Source organism: Paenibacillus sp. FSL R5-0923 (assembly GCF_038009145.1).
Taxonomy (GTDB): Bacteria; Bacillota; Bacilli; order Paenibacillales; family Paenibacillaceae; genus Paenibacillus_AQ.
Window position 1 is genome coordinate 947,629 of the sequence record NZ_JBBPAT010000001.1, and the last position, 20,400, is coordinate 968,028.

21 protein-coding genes are annotated in these 20,400 nt (G+C 43.3%); 17 read left to right on the plus strand and 4 right to left on the minus strand.

Annotated elements, in window-relative coordinates; genetic code table 11:
• Window positions 1-20 precede the first annotated feature (20 nt).
• From MKX35_RS04225 to hmpA, 10 genes are all read left to right on the plus strand, one after another.
• Window positions 21-1,079 (plus strand): LLM class flavin-dependent oxidoreductase, encoded by a 1,059-nt coding sequence (locus MKX35_RS04225; protein ID WP_076298026.1) that lies wholly within the window; start codon window positions 21-23, stop codon window positions 1,077-1,079.
• A gap of 76 nt (window positions 1,080-1,155) precedes the next feature.
• Window positions 1,156-1,611, plus strand: a complete 456-nt coding sequence (locus MKX35_RS04230; protein ID WP_256716184.1) for a RidA family protein — start codon at window positions 1,156-1,158, stop codon at window positions 1,609-1,611.
• A gap of 153 nt (window positions 1,612-1,764) precedes the next feature.
• The gene (locus tag MKX35_RS04235; RefSeq protein WP_076298025.1) at window positions 1,765-2,799 is read left to right on the plus strand and encodes a C40 family peptidase; all 1,035 of its coding nucleotides are present in this window, start codon (window positions 1,765-1,767) and stop codon (window positions 2,797-2,799) included.
• Between the two features lie 124 nt (window positions 2,800-2,923).
• Window positions 2,924-3,547 carry a YdeI/OmpD-associated family protein gene (locus MKX35_RS04240; RefSeq protein WP_256716192.1) on the plus strand — a complete coding sequence of 208 codons (624 nt, stop codon included), beginning with the start codon at window positions 2,924-2,926 and terminating at the stop codon, window positions 3,545-3,547.
• A gap of 101 nt (window positions 3,548-3,648) precedes the next feature.
• A complete protein-coding gene (locus MKX35_RS04245; protein WP_076298024.1) occupies window positions 3,649-4,656 on the plus strand; it encodes a sigma-70 family RNA polymerase sigma factor in 1,008 nt (335 codons plus the stop codon).
• A gap of 126 nt (window positions 4,657-4,782) precedes the next feature.
• Complete coding sequence (locus MKX35_RS04250) at window positions 4,783-5,478, plus strand: response regulator transcription factor (RefSeq protein ID WP_042192843.1); 696 nt, start codon at window positions 4,783-4,785, stop codon at window positions 5,476-5,478.
• Window positions 5,479-5,601: 123 nt separating this feature from the next.
• Complete coding sequence (locus MKX35_RS04255; protein ID WP_076298023.1) at window positions 5,602-6,456, plus strand: M15 family metallopeptidase; 855 nt, start codon at window positions 5,602-5,604, stop codon at window positions 6,454-6,456.
• Window positions 6,457-6,485: 29 nt separating this feature from the next.
• Window positions 6,486-6,977: a VanZ family protein gene (locus tag MKX35_RS04260; protein ID WP_179085788.1), complete on the plus strand. Its 492-nt coding sequence runs from the start codon at window positions 6,486-6,488 to the stop codon at window positions 6,975-6,977.
• Window positions 6,978-7,022: 45 nt separating this feature from the next.
• The gene (locus MKX35_RS04265) at window positions 7,023-7,859 is read left to right on the plus strand and encodes a YitT family protein (protein ID WP_076298022.1); all 837 of its coding nucleotides are present in this window, start codon (window positions 7,023-7,025) and stop codon (window positions 7,857-7,859) included.
• Window positions 7,860-8,066: 207 nt separating this feature from the next.
• Complete coding sequence (hmpA, locus tag MKX35_RS04270) at window positions 8,067-9,272, plus strand: NO-inducible flavohemoprotein (protein ID WP_076298021.1); 1,206 nt, start codon at window positions 8,067-8,069, stop codon at window positions 9,270-9,272.
• Between the two features lie 61 nt (window positions 9,273-9,333).
• On the opposite strand, the gene MKX35_RS04275 is transcribed toward hmpA, so the two are convergent.
• Together MKX35_RS04275 and MKX35_RS04280 are read right to left on the minus strand one after the other, a co-directional pair.
• Entirely contained in the window at window positions 9,334-10,440 is a 1,107-nt protein-coding gene (locus tag MKX35_RS04275) for a PdaC/SigV domain-containing protein (RefSeq protein WP_076284954.1), read from the minus strand.
• A 182-nt stretch (window positions 10,441-10,622) separates the two neighbouring features.
• Window positions 10,623-11,474 carry a metallophosphoesterase gene (locus MKX35_RS04280; protein ID WP_076298020.1) on the minus strand — a complete coding sequence of 284 codons (852 nt, stop codon included), beginning with the start codon at window positions 11,472-11,474 and terminating at the stop codon, window positions 10,623-10,625.
• Window positions 11,475-11,958: 484 nt separating this feature from the next.
• Between MKX35_RS04280 and MKX35_RS31835 the strand changes: the two genes are divergently transcribed.
• The 3 genes from MKX35_RS31835 (at window position 11,959) to MKX35_RS04295 (ending at window position 14,020) form a co-directional block, all read left to right on the plus strand.
• Complete coding sequence (locus MKX35_RS31835; RefSeq protein WP_256716191.1) at window positions 11,959-12,402, plus strand: methyl-accepting chemotaxis protein; 444 nt, start codon at window positions 11,959-11,961, stop codon at window positions 12,400-12,402.
• A gap of 78 nt (window positions 12,403-12,480) precedes the next feature.
• Window positions 12,481-12,759, plus strand: a complete 279-nt coding sequence (locus MKX35_RS04290; RefSeq protein ID WP_076284951.1) for a hypothetical protein — start codon at window positions 12,481-12,483, stop codon at window positions 12,757-12,759.
• A 148-nt stretch (window positions 12,760-12,907) separates the two neighbouring features.
• A complete protein-coding gene (locus MKX35_RS04295; RefSeq protein WP_076285075.1) occupies window positions 12,908-14,020 on the plus strand; it encodes a nitric oxide synthase oxygenase in 1,113 nt (370 codons plus the stop codon).
• Window positions 14,021-14,078: 58 nt separating this feature from the next.
• Here the strand turns inward: MKX35_RS04295 and MKX35_RS04300 are convergent, their stop codons facing one another.
• Complete coding sequence (locus MKX35_RS04300) at window positions 14,079-14,720, minus strand: TetR/AcrR family transcriptional regulator (RefSeq protein ID WP_081382675.1); 642 nt, start codon at window positions 14,718-14,720, stop codon at window positions 14,079-14,081.
• A gap of 188 nt (window positions 14,721-14,908) precedes the next feature.
• Here MKX35_RS04300 and MKX35_RS04305 point away from each other — a divergent pair, with 188 nt between their 5' ends.
• The 3 genes from MKX35_RS04305 (at window position 14,909) to MKX35_RS04315 (ending at window position 18,041) form a co-directional block, all read left to right on the plus strand.
• Entirely contained in the window at window positions 14,909-15,661 is a 753-nt protein-coding gene (locus MKX35_RS04305; RefSeq protein WP_076298019.1) for an SDR family NAD(P)-dependent oxidoreductase, read from the plus strand.
• Window positions 15,662-15,842: 181 nt separating this feature from the next.
• On the plus strand, window positions 15,843-16,529 hold the full coding sequence (locus tag MKX35_RS04310; RefSeq protein ID WP_256716190.1) for a helix-turn-helix domain-containing protein: 687 nt from the start codon (window positions 15,843-15,845) through the stop codon (window positions 16,527-16,529).
• A gap of 96 nt (window positions 16,530-16,625) precedes the next feature.
• Window positions 16,626-18,041 carry a hypothetical protein gene (locus MKX35_RS04315; protein ID WP_076298017.1) on the plus strand — a complete coding sequence of 472 codons (1,416 nt, stop codon included), beginning with the start codon at window positions 16,626-16,628 and terminating at the stop codon, window positions 18,039-18,041.
• A 63-nt stretch (window positions 18,042-18,104) separates the two neighbouring features.
• On the opposite strand, the gene MKX35_RS04320 is transcribed toward MKX35_RS04315, so the two are convergent.
• Entirely contained in the window at window positions 18,105-19,595 is a 1,491-nt protein-coding gene (locus tag MKX35_RS04320) for a peptide MFS transporter (protein ID WP_076298016.1), read from the minus strand.
• Between the two features lie 361 nt (window positions 19,596-19,956).
• Between MKX35_RS04320 and MKX35_RS04325 the strand changes: the two genes are divergently transcribed.
• The gene (locus MKX35_RS04325; protein ID WP_042192814.1) at window positions 19,957-20,313 is read left to right on the plus strand and encodes a nucleotide excision repair endonuclease; all 357 of its coding nucleotides are present in this window, start codon (window positions 19,957-19,959) and stop codon (window positions 20,311-20,313) included.
• Window positions 20,314-20,400 lie beyond the last annotated feature (87 nt).

Below are 20,400 nucleotides of genomic sequence, written 5' to 3' on the forward strand. Positions count from 1 at the left end.
TAGTTAAGGGGGAATCGTAAGTGGAAATAGGTATCAGTACGTTCGTAGAAACAACACCGGATGTTCAATCGGGGGAGTTAATAAGTCATGCACAGCGATTGCGCGAGGTAGTAGAGGAGATTGTTCTTGCAGATAAGGTGGGCTTAGATATATTCGGTGTGGGTGAGCATCATCGAAAGGATTATGCCGCATCTTCTCCAGCAGTTTTGCTGGCTGCGGCTGCCTCACAGACGACACGAATTCGGCTGACCAGTGCGGTAACCGTGCTGTCCTCTGCTGATCCAGTACGTGTATTTCAGGATTTTGCAACACTTGATGGAATCTCAAATGGGCGGGCAGAAATCATGGCAGGCCGGGGTTCTTTTATCGAATCTTTCCCGCTCTTTGGATACGATTTAAATGACTACGATGAGTTATTCGATGAGAAGCTGGACCTGTTGTTAAAAATAACGGCATCTGAAAAAGTAACCTGGAGTGGAAATCACCGACCAGCCATTAATAATCTGGGGATTTATCCGCGCCCCGTTCAGAATCCTTTGCCCGTATGGATTGGCAGTGGAGGCAATACGGAATCTGTGATTCGTGCTGGCCTGCTCGGGCTACCACTTGTGCTCGCGATTATTGGCGGAAGTCCGTTGCAATTTGCTCCACTGGTGAAGCTCTATAAGAAAGCGGCGGCCCAAGCAGGACATGATGTGTCGAAGCTTCCGGTTGCCTCACACTCGCACGGCTTTATTGCAGAGGATAATCAGCTTGCGGCCGATATGTTCTTCCCCTCTACACAGGCTAGCATGAATGTGATTGGTCGTGAGCGTGGCTGGGGTCATTATAGTCGTGCGAGCTTTGATGCGGCACGTAGATTTGAAGGTGCCTTGTATGTAGGAGATCCAGACACTGTTGCTGAGAAGATTATTCACCTACGCAAACACGTAGGAATTACACGCTTTATGCTGCATGTACCGCTAGGTACGATGCCTCATAAGGATGTAATGAGAGCTATTGAGCTATTGGGTACTGAAGTAGCGCCAATTGTTCGAGCTGAGATATCGAGATGGGAAGCAGAGGTCGAACCAAAATAGGATTGACCCTTTCTGGATTAATCAGTATAATCTTACCAATTTATTGAGGTTGTACTGATTGGGGGAGGGAACTGAAGTGGCGGATCGAATCATAGCGGATAGACTTGAGGAATTAGGTATTGTCCTACCTAGTGCTAGTGAACCGGCGGCAAAATATGCTAACTACGTTATTGTTAATGGATTATGTTTTGTATCGGGAAAAGGACCTGCCGGGCATCCCAAAGGCAAGCTGGGACAAGACTTCACCACCGAAGAAGGCTATCATTTTTCACGTCAGACTGGTATAGAGATCCTTGCCGTCCTTGAGTCTGCTTTAGGCTCCTTGGATAAAGTGAAGAGAGTGGTCAAAATTCAAGGATTTGTGAATGCAGATCCCTTATTCGAAGAACATCATAAAGTGCTCAATGGCTGTTCGGATTTAATGCTGGAGGTATTCGGGGACAAGGGCAGTCATGCTCGTTCGGTATTGGGCGCTGTTTCTGTAAGGGATAATCTTCCGATCATTATCGATTCTATTTTTGAAGTGGATTAAAAAGAGGGCTGTGGCACCGAAGGGTGACCGCAGTCCTCTTTTTTATATGGTTTGACCTGTAGCTAGACAGCAACCCCAATAATTGTAACAAAACTAATTACCCTTTTTTTAGTAATAACAATTGAACATATTAATCAACGAGGTGACGACATCATGAGGATTCATAAGAAAGCCACACTACTTGTACTACTTACATCTATACTCTATACAGCTCCAGCCCATGCGGCGGTGATGCCTCAGAATCAGGTTACAGGCGTTTTTCTGGATGATCGGCAGCTTGTATTAGAGGTTCAGCCCTTGCTCATAAACGGTACAACGCTTATTCCCATGCGCAAGCTGTTTGAAGAACAGGGAGCAAAGATTTCATGGAACAACGATACCAAAACAGTGAAGGCCACTAAGGGAACGCTGGTGCTGACTTATCAAATAGGAGATTTAACCGCGAACAAAAATGGACAAGCCTTAAGCTTAACCGTTCCGGGTCAGGTTGTCGGTGGTAATACGATGATGCCGCTGCGTTTTGTCAGCGAGGCTCTAGGCAGCACCGTGAAGTGGGAGGCTAACACTCGGACCGTCCGCATCTATTCAGCGCTGAATTACGATACAACGATTCGTTATGGGGTTAACCTGCGCAGTTCGCCGAATTCATCGGATCAATCAGGTGTCCAGCAAATGTTGTCCGTAGGCGATAAAGTCCATATCGTTAGAGAAGTGGATGCTTTGTGGTTAGAAGTGCGAACGCAAGACAACAAGACGGGGTACATATCTGCTAAACCGAAATATAGCGATTATACTAGTGAGTCGCTCGCTGAGAAGCAGGGAAGCGCGTTGCTTGCTTACGGAGAAAAGTATCTGGGAACCCCTTATGAATTCGGTGCTGCAACGAACCAGACGTCTACCTTTGACTGTTCTTCTTTCGTAGGGCATTTATTTGAAAACGTGTTGTCGGTGGATCTGCCACGCGCCTCTTATAATCAAGCCAAAGAAGGGAAGGAAGTTGGGATCAACGAACTGCGTAAAGGAGATCTACTGTTCTTTAGTGCACGTGGTCTCGACATTGGTCATGTTGCTATGTATGCGGGAAATAATCAGATATTGCATACGTATTCTAAGGAGCAAGGCGTCCATTATGAAGCCCTGAGTGAGAAGTGGAAGAAGCGTTTTGTGACGGCCCGTAGAATGTTTTAGATTGGGTAGCGATTAGGCTATAATGATCACGATGAAGAAGCATCCGAATACATTTGGGGGATGAAGCATAGTGACTAAAACCATCGTAGAAAAGCTGAACTTATAAAAATACAACCAAGTAGCGATATTGAGTAAACCAGAAGGCTCCGATTATTTAGCGGAATTGACGGATTATGATACTTCGCTAAATGGGGCGTATGATCTTATATTTGCCTTTGTACTAGACATGGCGTCGTTACAGGAACTAGTGAACCGTGTGATTGAGCAACAGCATCTTCATAAGAATGGCTATCTCTTTGTGGCGTATCCTAAAAAGGGAAACAAAGTGTATCCGACCTTTATTCATCGTGACGACTTACTAGAGGGTCTGGGCAGTGATGAGAATGGCTACATCGGGACAAGCAATATTAAATTTGCACGCATGGTAGGTTTGGATGATGTCTTTACAGTTGTGGGGTTAAAAGAGGACGCTAAGGGGAAAGGTCAGCTTTCCAATACCCCAAGTCAATCTGTGGATGACTATATTTCTTTCATTCCAAATGTGGAAGAAGATCTGAAAGATACACCGGAGCTTCTAGCCATCTATCAATCGCTTACCCCGGGATACCGCAAAGATTGGGCTCGATATGTCTATAGTGCCAAACAAGAGGCAACAAGAGCTAAGCGTAAAGAGGAAATGAAGAAGATTCTACAGGCTGGTTATAAGAGTCGTGAGCTGTATCGGCAAGCCAGTAGTACTGAACTCTAACTAGACCTTTCTTCATCAAAAAGATTATTTGCAGACATAAAGACGGTTTTTGAACTCCTTTTCCGTCTATGTTATGAACTTGATTGTTAAGGAGGCAGATAGTGACTTGTACGGATGCAGAACTGGTAGATAAGGTGTGTAAAGGGGATATGGATGCATTCAGTGGGCTTATCGGCAAATATTCCAATGCAGTATACGGAGTAGCTTACGGTAAATTGGGTGATTTCCACACCGCGCAAGATATTACACAAGAGGTTTTTGTTAAGACCTATCGTAATTTACCCAACTTAAAAGAGCCAGAGAAACTCGCCAGTTGGTTATATGCAGTTACTTCACGGGAATGTATGGATTGGTTTAGGGCGAATAAGAAGAAAGCTGCATATGAATTCATGGAGCAAATCGAGGTTTCTCAGCTGGAGACCACTGAAGATCAGCTCCTCCGAAAAGAACTCCAGCAAGATGTGTGGAAGGCATTAAACACCTTATCCGAAGCTAACCGTATAGTCACCATTCTATTCTATATCGACAACTACAAGGTTAGGGAGATCGCTGATTTCCTTGATTTATCTATTGAAGCTGTCGAGAGTAGACTCCGCAGATCAAGAACGATCTTAAAAAGGGAGATGTTGAGTACAGTGAATAACAATCTAAGTGAAAACAAATTGCAGGACGAATTTAAAAAGAAAGTTTTTCAGGATGAAAGAATGCCTGAAACCAACTTTCGTCGTGTGGCCATGGGCCAAAGTGAATTCGATGATATTGATATGCCTAAGACGAACTTTTCTAATGTAAATATGGCGGGTACCAAGTTTGACAATATTAATATGAGCAGTACTACTTTTAACGATATCAATATGCATCTTGTTAAGTTTAATGAAGTCGGATTGTGGGAAATCGAGGTTAGCAATAGTGAATTAGGAGAAGCCTATTTCCATGATATTCACTTGTATGGTAAAGGCAATAAGTTTGAACGATGCCAGCTTAACGGCACATCTTTTGTAGAGTGTGATCTTTCGAATGTAGAGATAAAAGATTGCAATCTTTCAGGCGTCACAGTTAATGGCATTTCATTAGAGGCCCTGCTAGAGAGTTATCATAAAAATAAATAATATTACAACAGTTCTATTTATTCATCATAGATTTCATCAAAACCACTTCATCCTAGGAGTGGTTTTTAAGTTTGGGGTATAATGGATGTAGATCATATAGCACAAACCTACAGGGGTGAAATATAGATGAAGCGCATTACGATTTTAATTGCGGATGATGAAGCGGAGATTGCTGATCTGGTGGCTTTGCATTTGCAAAAAGAAGGGTATCATATCATTAAAGTATCCGATGGGCGGGCAGCGGTACAAGCTATTGAGTCACAAACGATAGATTTGGCGATTCTGGATATTATGATGCCAGGGCTGGATGGCTATGAGGTAACCCGTCACATTCGGGAGCAGCATCATCTGCCGATTATTTTTTTAAGCGCGAAGACTTCTGATCTGGATAAGATCACGGGACTTGTCATGGGCGCAGATGATTATATGACCAAACCGTTCAATCCAATGGAATTAGTCGCCCGCGTTAATTCTCAGCTACGGCGCTCTATACAATTCAGTCAGCCCGCAGCCGTTCTTAAGTCGGTCCTCGAAGTTGGTGGATTGACGATTTCACCAGATGAACATACCGTCACTCTTTACGGCGAGGTAATAGACCTAACTCCGAAAGAGTTTGATATTCTTCATTTATTGGCGAGCCATCCTAAGCAGGTGTTTAGCGCGGAGAGTATCTTCCAGCAGGTATGGGGAGAAGCTTATTATGAGAGTGGCAACACGGTCATGGTGCATATCCGTACCTTGCGCAAAAAGCTTGGTGAAGACATCAATAAGAACAAATTTATTAAGACAATCTGGGGTGTAGGATATACCTTTACTGGGTAAGGCCGCTGAGCCCTTATACATTTTAAGAAAAACTTTATAATTGTCCTGCTTTTCTTTAAAGTGTCTTCGTTATTCTATTCCTATCAAGCATAAACGTCTTAAGGAAATGGGAGGACATTACGGATGAAAAAGTGGGTTTTTTTGGTGATCGTTGTGTTATTTCTTGGTTACGCAGCCGCTCGTTATTTACCGGATACGGGTAATTTAGCTGATAAGAATGATAAGATCCAGAAAGGATCGATTAGAAATAGCGATAGTTTAAAGGTGATTACGCAAGATCAGGTATATCAAGGGGATTTATTGCTGGTGAACAAACAATATCCGGTACATGAGGACAGCGTGAAGTCTGATATTGTGACCTTATTTGATCAGAAGGATCTGGTTCAGGGCTATGGATTACTAGATACCTCGATTCGGTTGTCTGAAAGTGTAGCACATAAATTCAATAAAATGATCAAAGCTGCTGAGAAGGATGGCGTGAATCATTTTTTAATTAGCAGTGGGTACAGGGACTTTGAGGAGCAAGAGCAATTGTATGCGGAAAAAGGTTCAGACTATGCTCTTCCAGCGCAATATAGCGAACATAATTTAGGATTATCGCTGGACATCGGATCGTCTCAATCAGAAATGAGCAAAGCACCTGAAGGCAAATGGCTGGAAAAGAATGCGTGGAAATACGGCTTTATTCTACGCTATCCGAAAGACAAAACGGAGATTACGGGGATTAAATATGAACCTTGGCACTTCCGTTATGTCGGCTTGCCGCACAGTGCGATCATTCAGGAGAAGGGGATCGTGCTGGAACAATATTTAGATCTTTTGAAGGAGAATAGTGAAATTTCAACGGTTGTAGACGGCAAAACATATACGGTGAACTATTATCCAGTATCAGGATATACAAGTATTAAGATTCCAAAGGAAGGGCAATATAAAACGTCGGGCGATAATATGGATGGCGTAATTGTCACTACATTTTGATGAGTACGAAGCCTAAGAGCGAGTCTACTATGACATTATTGCTGGCAGCCGTATTTATTGTCTATATGTATTTCTTGATCCGAATTATCGTATTTAAAGGCGCACCTTTTAGCTTGCAATCACTTTGGGAACAGGCAGGGCGTATGCTCGAGCATCCCGACAGAATTTTTAAGCGACAGGGCAACTATGTACCCTTTAAAGAGATCTCGCGGGGGATAGATCATCTGTCACTTTCAGATCCTTTTTCATCACTTAATTTAGTGGGCAATCTTCTTGCGTTTATTCCGTTTGGAGTCTTTGTTCCAATGCTGTTGTCGCAAAAAGTAAGGTTATTTCAAAAGGTCTTCATGCTCTCTTTTGCGCTGAGTCTGAGCTTTGAAGTTACACAATTAGTATTGTATATCGGCACCTTTGACGTGGATGATCTGATCTTAAACACTTGCGGTGGGGTAGTCGGTTACGCCATATATAGAATGCTGGTTTCTTCTGGATTGTTTACAACTATATCGAAGCGGTGTTAGTATTTGTGGATGGTAGATATAGACAGAGGATAGAAGGGGCATGGTATGAAAAAGCGTATTACGGATATTGTTTCCATCATTGTAGGAGCATTGCTGTTTTCCTTGGCCGTTAACTTGTTTGTGATTCCGAACGAGTTCGGTGAAGGCGGGGTAACGGGACTGACTATGATTACATACTATTTGTATCAGTGGTCACCAGGTATTGTTAGCTTAATTCTTAATGCTTTATTATTGATTGTGGGTTATAAATTTCTGGACAAAACGACGACAGTATACACGATTATTGCGGTGTTTTTTAACTCGTTATTCCTGATTCTTACGAAGAATTGGCATATCGCCAGCGATGAGTTGATCATCAATGCAATATTTGGAGGCATCTTGTCTGGTGTGGGTATCGGAATGATCATACGTGTGGGTGGAACGACCGCAGGGTCAACCATTATCGCCAGAATCCTGCATAAATTTTTGGATTGGAACGTTAGCTACGCTCTTCTTCTAGTCGATTTAGTTGTGGTATTTGCTTCGTATTTCATCATTGGTGTTCAAAGTCTGATGTTTACGATTGTGATGCTCTATGTAGCGACTAAGGTGATGGACTTCATTATTGAGGGAGTGAATCCTAAGAAGGCCGTTACGATTGTATCCAAGGAGCAGGACAAAATTGCTGAACAAGTTAATGGAATCATGGATAGAGGGGTCACAGTCATTTATGGCCGAGGGTATTATACTAAAGAACCCAAAGAGCTTCTCTATATTGTCATTAGCAAACAGGAAGTAACCATGCTTAAGAAAATCGTAAGATCGATTGATAAAGAGGCTTTTATCGCCATTCACGATGTAAGAGATGTGTTCGGAGAAGGCTTTGTGGAGCTGGCAAAATAAGAGTGAAAGTGCTGTCCGGTAGCTACCTGAGCTGCTTGGACAGCTTTTTTTTGGATTGGGCATTCGAATGTGATGGATATCATTGCATTTTCTGTTTATTCACATTTTATTAAATTTTAAAGTGATTCAGCGCACACTCGCTCATTTGCAGCTTCTATATGCTTTTTATAGAGGTATTATCTAATTGCAGGAGAGAGGGTTATTCATATGTTAGATCAACAAACGATTGCTATTATAAAATCAACAGTTCCTGTATTACAGGTTCATGGAACAACCATTACTACGACGTTCTATGGCATGTTATTTGAAAACCATCCAGAGCTATTAAATATATTTAATCATGCCAATCAGCGGCAAGGCAGACAGCAGACAGCGCTTGCTAACGCAGTCCTAGCAGCGGCTATGAATATTGATCAACTAGGGAATATCTTACCGGTGGTAAAACAGATTGCAGAGAAGCATCGAGCACTGGGTGTATTACCTGAGCATTATCCGATCGTGGGTGAGACGTTGTTAGCTGCGATTGGACAAGTACTTGGCAATGCGGCAACACCGGAAATTATAGATGCATGGGCCAAAGCCTATGGTGTGATCGCAGATGCTTTCATTGGTGTGGAAGCAGAAAAGTATCGTGAAGCTGCGGAAGCTCCGGGGGGCTGGAGTGGATTCAGAAACTTCGTCGTCACTCGGAAGGTTAGTGAAAGTGAGCATATTACTTCCTTTTACCTGTCTCCAGAGGATGGAGGAGCTATCTCCTCTTATTCCCCGGGCCAGTACATCACGGTTCGTGTTCAGCCCGAGGGGGAAGAATATTCCCATATTCGCCACTACAGTTTGTCCAGTGTTCCGGGACAGGCGTATTACCGTATCACTGTTAAACGGGAAGGTGAAGGGATAGACAGACCAGCGGGCGTCGTATCCACTTATCTGCATGATTTCGTCCAAGTGGGCTCTATATTAGAAGTAGGCTCTCCAGCGGGCGATTTCGTACTGGATCAGCGTAGTGACACTCCGGTGGTTCTAATCAGTGGGGGTGTGGGCTTAACCCCAATGGTAAGTATGCTGGAGACAATAATTGCTGCACAGCCAGAACGCGAGGTAACCTATATCCATGCAGCCATCAATGGAAGTTTGCATGCTATGAAAGATAGGGTGGCAGATTTAGCACAATCTCATTCTTCTCTTCGGTCCTATGTATGTTATGAATCTCCAGGAGAAGGCGACAAGTGCAATAGATTTGGTTATATTGATCTTTCTTGGCTTCAAGAAATAGCAGATGTGAACTCTGAATTCTATTTCTGTGGGCCGACCCCATTTATGAAGGTCATATATAAGGCGCTCAAGGAATGGCGGGTACCTGATGATAGAATTCATTTTGAATTTTTTGGACCTGCCGGCAGTTTAGAAGATTAATATAGATAACAAAAAGCGCCTTAGCCGATTGGCTGAAGCGCTTTTTGTTTTGCGTTAGTGTTTATTTGAAAGAAGCAAATGGATCGGTGCCTTTAGGCAGTATTGAGCTGAAATTAAAGGTGTAGGTAGGAATTCCAGCTGCATAAGGTGCGATTTCATATTGTTGATAGAAGATAGCTAAGCCACTTTCACTGACGTAGAAGGCTGGTTTATCTGTGAGTCCACCAGTTGACTCCGGAAAAGCAATATCCTTGGTGCTTTCCTTCAACATTTTATCTAGTTTTTGTTTGTAGTTTGGTTCTGCCTTTAGCAGGTCTTTAAGCTCTATCTTCTTACCATCCTTCAGCGAGAAGGTATGTCCCTCGCGCATGGTACCGCCGTGTGCTCCACCGCTGTAACCATATTGATCGACTACAATACTAAGTACGCCTTCACGGTTAAAGGTGACAACATAAGTTTGAGAGTAGTCATATTTATTCTCTATTGTACCATCTCTGCGGCTAGCCTCTTTTTCGCTTTCTGATGCGAATAGTTCAGCCTCTTTTTTGAAGGCAGCATTAATCGTGTTTTGTACTTCATCTGTCAGACCGCTGATCTTTGGATATTGTACTTTAATACTAGCATTCTTATTGCTCTTGTCTAAGGAAACAGAGGTGATCTTGATGTCATTCATCACCTTTTTGCTAAGTTCAAGCGATTTCTGGGCTGGATTATATACGCCTTGAACACCTAAATAATCATTCAACAGTTTGAATGGAACATATAAGCGGTCGTTGATCATCTTCACTTCATGATTTCCGGTCATGCTATAAATGTAATATCCGTTCAAATCGGTACTGACGCCATAGTCAGAGACCTCCATGTTAAGCTTCACCGAGTCACTACTTACACTGTAAGTCTTTGTGGTTGAATTGTATTGAATAGCAAGGCCGAAGGCATCACGCAATACGGTTAAAGGGATCATCGTATTTCCGTCTACGATTTTTCCTTGCTGCGTTAAGACTTGGCCTTTATATTTAAGCGCCACAGAAGGCTGCTGAACAGCTTGATTGACGGTTTTTGTACCGGTAGTTGCAGCTTGAACAGAATTCCCTCCGATGAGTCCAGTACCTCCAAATAATACTCCAGTTGCTAATACAGCAGACGTCCATTTCATAGTTTTGTTCATGATTTAATTTCTCCTCTCCAATGATGGGCTTATGTAGTTCATTATGATTTTTGATGTTATCTATCACTCCTACAATTATACCTAGGCCCCAAATAGATTTGATTACAAACACGGTTACAGTGTTGTTGCATAGACGTGCAAAAGGTATATACTTTTTAACCATTTATTAATTTTTGACACAATCATGAGGACTTTAAAGTAATTACGGTAAGCTCGGGACGACAATTAAAACGTACAGGCATACGAGTCACTCCAATTCCGCGTGTGGTGTAGACCTGGAGTCGACTATCTGGGAGCTGGTATAATCCGCTTGAATATTTACTGCCGTGCGGCGGGGTATACAAGGCACCTACAAATGGGAGACGCACCTGTCCTCCGTGACTATGGCCGGACAATTGCAGATCTATGGGAAGATCACTGTATTCATCGGCAAAATCAGGCTCGTGCGCAAGGAGTAGAGTACATGCCTTATCAGGGATATGGCGTAGCGCCTGATGAATATCTGCTTTGCCGACCCACGGATCATCCACTCCAGCTAGATAAAGCGCCTCCGCATCTTTTTTTAAGACAATATGTTCATTATGAAGTACGTGGAATCCAGATTGCGTTAACCCTTTCGTCACAGCTTTCCTAGTGCCAAAAGCATCGTGGTTACCTAACACAGCATATTGTCCAAAGGGTGCCCGCAACTGTGAACAGATGTCCACAGCCTCAGAAATATAATCGACAGAATGATCTAGTAGATCCCCTGTGAAGCAGATCAGATCTGGATTTACATGTTGAATTTGCTGTACTAACTCTGTTAAGGCTTCGGACTTCGTATACACGCCTAAGTGTAAATCACTGAAATGAACGATACGAAATCTATCGAATGCTGGAGGGAGTAGAGGAAGCTTTATATCTATATGTTTAACTTCAAGCCAGTAGGGTTCAACCCAGTGTGAATAAATGCCGGATGCACTTGCGGTTCCAAGCAGCCCGAGCGACACTTGAGCACTTTTCTTCAGAAATTGGCGTCTGCTAATAGTATTCATAAACAAATCATACGTGGGGATTGTTACTCTACTATGACAATATTCATTTAATAACCCATTGTGACGATAAAACTACATATACATTTTTTATATGGGAGATGAAGAGATGAGTATTATCGATGCCTTAGTCCTCGCAGCACCTTATTTCAAAAAGATTCACTCGCAGGATATTATGATTGGAATCACGGACAGGGAGATCTTCCATTATTACGCACCAAGTAAAGTTATTGATCTCGGATTGGTTAAGGGTAACCCTATCCCTCCTGAAGATCTGTCGCTTTCAAATGGACTGAAAGGTATAGCAAGCTCTAACCGAATCCCAGCAGAAATTTATGGAGCTCCTGTAATCTCAACATGTGTACCTATCTACGGAACGGATGATGATGTAATTGGGGTTTTTGCCATTGCCTATACACTAGAGAACGAGAATAAGCTTGAAGGATTCACAGATGAGATTAATGAGATAAGCAGTCATCTAATGGAGATGGTGCAGAGCGTAGCTGCCCAATCTCAGGAATTATCAGCTACTTCGCAGCAAATATTAGATAATACGCGTAGAGCCGTAACGGAATCACAAGAAGTGAATAAGGTCGCCGGCTTCATTCGTGAGATTTCTGAGCAGACGAACCTGCTTGGGCTGAATGCGGCAATCGAAGCCGCGCGTGTAGGAGAGCAAGGGGCAGGTTTTGGGGTGGTTGCTACGGAAGTGCGCAAACTGTCCGTTAACACTAAAGAAGCAACCCATAATATTGAAAAATCACTGAGTGATGTTCAAAAGTCCATTAAGCAAATGGAGCAAGAAATTGAAGCGATCTCTGCTTCTTCACACGCACAAGCAGAATTGGTCACTGAATTCAGCGGGGTAATTGAGCGCTTGAATAAGGCCAGCAAAGAAATGACTACTTTCATGCAATCCATCATCCAGTAGGGTGTATGCATAAAGTTACTTATCCTAAACCATGCTAGAAGAGAACAGGCGCATTTCAGAAGGGAGCGAATTTCATTTATGAAACAACCCGATTCCAGTCTGCAAGCGAACGACAATGTAACTCAAGCCAAAAATGCTTTAGGCAAGCTTCATTTCTCTGTCTCTCAGGCGCTTAGTCATCCAACAGAACAGACTTTGGCACAGGCTGAGAACCGTTTGGCGCATACCGAACAGGCGGTAGAGCAAGCTCGTGCCTCGTTAGGTCCCCAAGGTGTGGAGTTGGCTGAAGAACTGCTGGCCGAGGATAAGAGCAGGCTTGCTGCATTGAAGACGCAAGGGAAACGTTCAGAACGCTAGATGTTCCTGCTACAACCCGTGAAGCGAATAAGCTTCACGGGTTGTTCTCATGTGCTATTCCCCTAAGGATGTAGCTTAGGAGTGTGGGTGGTATACTGGAACGAGAGTTCTAGCATGGCTTAGATGGAGGATAAAGGATATGAATGGCATGCACATCGAAGAGTTAACCCGGCAGGCGGAGGCTTTCATTCGACAATGTTACGCTGAACTTGATAAGACTGAAGCTGAGATGGATCAACGCATCCAAGCCGTACGAGAAGAAATTAATCAATCCGGGAGTTACACACATACAACGGAAGAGCTGGCTCATGGAGCGAGAATGGCTTGGCGAAATAATAGCCGCTGCATTGGCCGCCTCTTTTGGCAATCCATTGAGCTGATGGATGAACGTCTGGCAGAGACCGAGGAGGATATTGCTGAAGCTTTGCTGCGACATCTGGAAAAGGCGAATAATGGAGGACGTATTCGTCCACTTATCACGGTCTTCCGCAGCGGGGAAGCTCCTGATCGGAGAATCCGGATTTGGAACCATCAATTGATTCGTTACGCGGGATATCCTGGTGATGCTGAACATGAACGCGCTGGTGATCCGGCATCGGATGAATTTACGAAAGTGTGCCAACAACTAGGCTGGCAGGGAACAAGGGGCAATTATGATGTATTGCCGCTAGTGATCAGCATAGGTAATGGGCACCCCCATGTATTTCCTATTCCTCAACACCTCATTCAAGAGGTACCGTTAACTCATCCTGAAATTGAACGTTTTGCGGAGCTTCAGCTTCGCTGGTATTCTGTGCCGATCATTTCGGATATGCAGTTGGAGATTGGCGGGATTCTATACCCTGCGGCTCCTTTTAACGGCTGGTACATGGAGACCGAAATTGGCTCACGTAACTTAGGGGATACTGGAAGATATAACACTTTGCCGGCTGTAGCTGATCTGATGGGACTTGACCGCTCCAGTAACACAACGCTTTGGAAGGATCGGGCGCTTCTTGAGTTGAACCGTGCAGTACTGCATTCCTTTAAGCAAGCTGGGGTCAGTATCGTTGATCACCATACAGCAGCTGATCAATTTGTGAGATTTCAAGAGCAGGAGCAGGGACATGGACGTCAGGTTTCAGGACGCTGGTCATGGCTGATCCCCCCTATGTCTCCGTCGTCTACACCGATTTGGCATGACAGTAAGCTGAAAGAATATGATTACAGCCCTCGTTTCCTTTATCAGCGATCACCTGTGGCCACCTGTCCTTTTCACTAGCAATCGAATTTATGATCAAAAAAGCGCCAAGTTCCCCTCATAAGGAAACTGGCGCTTTTTAGGCTTTTAAATGCTCTAGAAAGATTTGTTTAAGAAGCTCAAGCTGCTTGTCGGAGTCTAAATCCGATTCTAGCAGGAGGATGTTCTCTTTCATCGTTAGCTTTCTGGAAAAGAGAGCAAAGCTGTTCATCAGCGTGATTAAGGTCTCTTTCACAGGGAGATCGGCGCGAATAGAACCGTCTTCTACCCCATTTTGAATGATCCTGGAGTACTCATGCCAAATCTTGCGGTTTAATGCATTGAAATCCAGAACGTCCTCAACAGGCTCATTTAAGTGAGAGGCGTAGCTTTCAAAATTGACCATAAAAATAATGCTTAAATGATTTTGATCCTGAATAAAGAAGTCAAATAACATCTCGATCTTTTCGAGACAGGTAAGTGGCAAGTCAGCTACATGCTTAAAGTAATCGAGCATTGGCTCTAGCATCCGGGTGGCCACCGCCACGATGAGCTTTTCTTTTCTAGGAAAATATCGAAACAGCGTCGCAATCCCTATATTTGCTTCGCTTGCGACATCCTGCATCGTCGACTTTTCAATTCCTTTTTGCGAAAATATTCGTTCTGCGGATTCGAGAATCGTATATAATCGCTGCTGTTTACCGTCGGATCGTTCTTTTTCATAGCGTGCTTTAGGATTCATGAGGGATAGACCCTTCCATTTTTTAATTAGGTTCTTTAATTATTAGTATTATATCCACCGTTTATTGGATTAAGCAAGGAGAGGTTGTAGTTATTTCGTAAAAATGATATGATGAATATCACAGTGATAGTGTGACTATCATCACTCGAATTATTATATCACAATACGATTATAGAGGAGACTTAATTATGAATCGTCTAACTAATAAAGTAGCAATTATTACAGGTGCAGGCAGCGGCATGGGTCGTGAAGAAGCCCTTTTATTGTCCAAAGAAGGTGCTACAGTTGTAGCAACTGATATTAACGAAGCTGCTGTACAAGCAGTTGTAAAAGAAATCGAAGCCAATGGTGGACAAGCAGCAGCTTATGCACATAATGTAGCTTCCGAAGAAGACTGGATCAAAGTTGTAGAAAATGTGATTAGCAAATTTGGAAAAATCGACATCCTGGTAAATAACGCAGGGATCTCGTTCCCAGTTCAATTGCTTGAATCCACTGTTGATCAATGGAACAAAGTAATGAACATTAATGTAAGCAGCGTATTCCTTGGGATGAAACATGTTGTTCCTCAAATGAAGAACAATAAAGGTGGTTCCATCGTCAATATCTCCTCCATCGCAGGTTTGACTGGCAGCAGCGGTGCCGGCGCTTATACAGCTTCTAAAGGTGCCGTTCGTATGCTGAGTAAAGCAGCAGCTGTAGACTTTGGTAAAGATAACATTCGCGTGAACTCTGTTCACCCAGGATTTATCGAAACTCCAATGAGTGCTGAATTTGTAAATGATGAAAGAATGCATAGCTTCTTTATGTCCCAGACTGCATTGCCACGCGTTGGACGTGCTTCTGAAGTAGCTGAAGCTGTATTGTTCTTGGCTTCCGATGAAGCTTCTTACATTACAGGTGTTGAGCTGCCAGTTGATGGCGGAGTCGTGGCTAAATAATAAATTTCTAAATAGGCAACACTAAGAAAGCCGTCTCATGCGTAGATGTTATCTATGCGTGGGGCGGCTTTTTGCGTTCTAGGCGTCTCGATAAGCACTCAAGTAACGCTTGATATACAAAATTAATAGTAATAGATACACTGAAACCATCATAAATGAGGAGGAGATTTCAGTGTTCGATATGTTAAAGGTAGGCAAGAATATCGCTGATTTAAGAAAGCAGACAGGGATGACTCAGATGGGGCTTGCCGATCAACTTGGCATTAGTTATCAGGCGGTTAGTAATTGGGAACGAGGAGAGACTATGCCGGATGTTTCTAAGCTTCCCCAGCTGGCCGAAATTTTTAATGTGAGCATTGATGCAATCCTTGAAAAGAGCAAATCGACACAGATAGTAGTAAATGTACTCGAAAATACCACAGAACAATTTTTAAATCAAAATGAGCTTTCAGTAGCCGAAATTTCCGAAGTTGCGCCCATTCTTCTTACGGAACATGTGAACGAGGTATTTGAATATGTGAAGGATCCAGTATCGATACAAGATCTGCTATCCATCGCTCCATTTATAAGCGAAGAAGTACTAGATGAGTGCGCAAAAGTTGCCTTTGAGCGAGAAGGAATTCATGCGCTGTTGTCTATTGCTCCTTTTATAAGTGATGAGATGCTGGATGAGTGTGCAAGAAGTACCTTTGAACGAGAAGGCATTAACGCATTATTGTCTATTGCTCCTTTTATAAGTGACGAGGTACTAGATGAGTGTGCTAGAAGAGCTTTTGAACAAGAAGGGATAAAAGCCCTCGTGTCTATCGCACCATTTATTAGTGACGAGGTGATGGATGGATTAGCAAAAGCGTCTCTTTCTATTTAAATCATAAATATTTAAGCGCCCATTTCTACCGAACATTAGCCTACACCCCTGCATAACATATAGCACTTGTAAGCAGGAGAAGGGTGTGGTTCAGTGATGGGCATCCAATTAACAGCGCTCCATTATGTATATTTGGCATTCATCGTGTTCATTATGGCACTTCTGATTAAGCGGCGGGATACAACGATGATCTGTATTTCAGGCATCTTTGTATTAGGCTGGCTCGCGACAGAAACGATTAGTGGTTCAGTCACAGGCGTATTCAACTCTTTTGTATATGCAACAAAGGAGTTAATGGGTACGATTATGATTATTTCGATCATTGTAGCCATGAGCAGAGTTTTAACACGTACCGGAATAAACGAGACGATGGTTGCCCCGCTTACACGTTTTTTACGTACGCCGTTTATGGCATTTTGGGGCATTGGCTTGATTATGATGGTGACATCATGGTTCTTCTGGCCTTCGCCAGCAGTGGCCCTGATAGGGGTTGTGCTGCTGCCCGTTGCTATTCGCGTAGGATTGCCTGCACTTGGAGCAGCGATTGCGATGAATCTATTCGGTCATGGGATTGCGCTGTCGAGTGATTATATTATTCAAGGTGCACCTAAATTGACGGCAGATGCGGCAGGACTTCCGGTAAGCAGTGTCATGGAAGCGAGTATTCCGCTTGTTATAGTGATGGGTGTAGTCACTACGGTAACAGCTTATTGGATGATGCGACGAGATCAGAAGAACGGTACTTGGCGAGACGGACTTATTTCCGGGAAAAATGCCGCGAATGCGCTAGCTGCAGACAGTGAGGCGGTCGAGGGTCAAGCGGTGATTCCTCCCACACTGAAAAAATGGCTGGCGATCGTTATCCCACTCCTGTTTCTAGCTGATGTAGCAGGCATGTTCCTACTGGATTTACAGGGTGGAGACGCAACGGCCTTAGTTGGCGGGACTGCTGTATTTATCTTGGTTGTAGTAACAATGCTCGCACATCGTAATAAAGGACTTGAGCAAGTCACCACATATCTGATCGATGGGCTTACGTTCGGCTTTAAAGTATTCGGTCCAGTAATTCCAATTGCGGCATTCTTCTATCTGGGAGATTCGGCCTTTGCTGAATTGTTTGGTAAAGTCTTACCTGCTGCATCTCAGGGAATTGTTAATGATCTAGGGGTTGCTCTGGCGCATAATGTACCTCTAAATGGTGCTGTAGGTGCTGTGACCGCTACCATAACAGGGGCCATTACGGGCCTTGATGGTTCAGGGTTCTCGGGAATCTCACTTGCGGGGTCCATCGGAAAATTGTTCGCTGTTGCCACACATTCCGACGCAGCTACTTTAACTGCACTCGGTCAGGTATCTGCCATTTGGGTTGGCGGGGGGACGCTAATCCCATGGGCATTGATTCCAGCCGCCGCCATCTGCGGCGTAAGTCCATTTGAGCTCGCTAGACGCAATGTTAAACCGGTGCTGATTGGGCTGATAGTTACAACAATTGTTGCTATGTTTCTGGTGTAGAACTAGCTTAGAATATTGACTCAAAAAAAGGCTGCCGAGACTAATCTCGACAGCCTTATATGTTTATCGAATACCCTTCATGAAATTCTGAATCTTAGGAGAGAACAGGAAGAGAATTAACGCGAGCACAATGGCTACTCCGCCGATAACTCCGAAGTACAGCATCTCGGTATCCGGGGTATAGAACTTCACAATCTGAGCATTAATAGCTTGCGCAGCAGCATTGGACAAGAACCACATACTCATCATCTGAGCGGTAAAGGCAGCTGGTGCCAGTTTGGTTGTTGCTGATAAGCCAACAGGTGACAAGCATAGTTCCCCAATGACGACGATAAAGTAGCTGAGAACCAGCCATAATGGATTCACCAGTGAATTGGCTCCACCGAAGTAAGCCGGTACCAGAATTACTAGGAAGGACAGACCGGCAAACAATAAACCAAGCGAGAACTTTTGTGGAATCGTTGGTTGGCGGTTACCGAGCTTTAACCAAAGCCATGCAAATGCAGGTGCAAGGGCGATAATAAATAGCGGGTTAAGCGATTGGAACCAAGCTGGAGAAATGTGTATGCCTGCAAAGTCCAATTGGGTACGCTTATCAGCAAAGCTTGCTAGAACTGTTGAAGTTTGTTCCTGAATCGCCCAGAACATAATCGAAGCAATAAATAAAGGGATGTACGCGAGAATCCGTGATCGCTCTACAGCTGTTGTTTTGGGACTGCGGTACATCACAATGAAGTACATTGTAGGAATAAGTAGCCCTAACACCCCTACGATTTTAATGAATGTCTCAAAGGTGAGTATTCCAGTAAGAATGCCGACCGTAACTAATACAGCAAGCACAACTAGTCCAATGCCAATCCAAGTAAATAATTTTTTCTTTTGTTCGGCTGGAATCGGGTTGCGTACAATCGTACCTGCCAGACCTAGATTTTTGGTGCGAGTCACTACGTAAACAACTAATCCAATAAACATGCCCACCGCGGCAATCGAGAAACCGAGATGGAAATTATTCATACCTACAGCGCCTACAATCAGTGGAGAGATGAATCCGCCGAGATTAATACCCATATAAAAAATGCTGAAAGCAGCGTCGCGGCGGTTATCTTGTTCGCTGTAGATTTCGCCTACAATACTTGATACATTGGGCTTAAGAAGTCCGGTTCCAAGCACGATCATAATCATCGAAGAAAAGAATAGCGTGGCATTTCCCGGTATCGCCAGTAAAATATGCCCAAACATAATTAGAACGCCACCGTAAAAGACAGCCTTCGAAGTCCCGAAAATCCGATCCGCAAGCCATCCACCTATAATTCCAGACATATATACGAGTGATCCATAGATAGACATAATCGAAAGGGCCATATCCTCTGGAAATCCGAGCCCGCCTTTGCTTACTTCATAATACATGTAGTAAACAAGGATCGCTCTCATGCCATAATAGGAAAAACGTTCCCAAAATTCAGTAAAGAAGAGTGTGAATAGTCCCTTGGGATGTCCAAAAAATCCGGTTTGTGGGACACTATCTACAATTTTTTGCCTGTCTGTTGCTGACATGAATCAAATCCCCCTTGATGCTAATTGCTCTTTTCATGAAGTTAACACAACTCTACACTACCTTAATATTTATAATACCCTCATGAGGAAAATCACAACCCTTTGGCGAGAAGGTTCTGAATAACGTCATATTTTTTAGTAATATTTCCAGTGGGAATTTATAATTAACTTTTATTGTATTTTTCATCCAGGATGAGACGCTGTATTTAACCAAAGAACCTGTGATCCTAAACGGTGGTAAATACGAGCGTTATTTGGGTTCAATTCCCACTAATCCATTTGAACAAGGGTGTGAAAGATAGAATAAAAGGCAAACTTATGATACTATTTACTCCTATATAGAAAGAGGACGTGAGCTAAAATGATCAACATAACTATGCCCAATGTGGATGTTAGTATTACTAAACAAATCAACCCGCAGCTAAGCAATATCTACGGATTCACTGATTTCCACCTAATTCCAAGAGATTACGGCGGTATCTTTATGTTCTACAATGACCAAGATGAGTTGTTGTTTGTAGGTAAAGCGAGAAAGCTAAGACCTAGAATCAAAAAACATTTCGAAGACACCGTATCTGATATTAAGCTGCATCGGGACGAGGTCACCAGAATTGATGTAAGTTTAATCGAGAGCCCCGTTCATAGAGAGATCTACGAAACGTATATCATTAATGAATTGAAGTCTAAATACAATGTAGATAAAGTGATGTTCAGATAAGTTTAAGGAAGAGGCGCCGTCTAATGACGGTGCTTTTTTTTATGTACAAGAAGATAGGAATGAAATAAGAGTATCGGTACACACTAT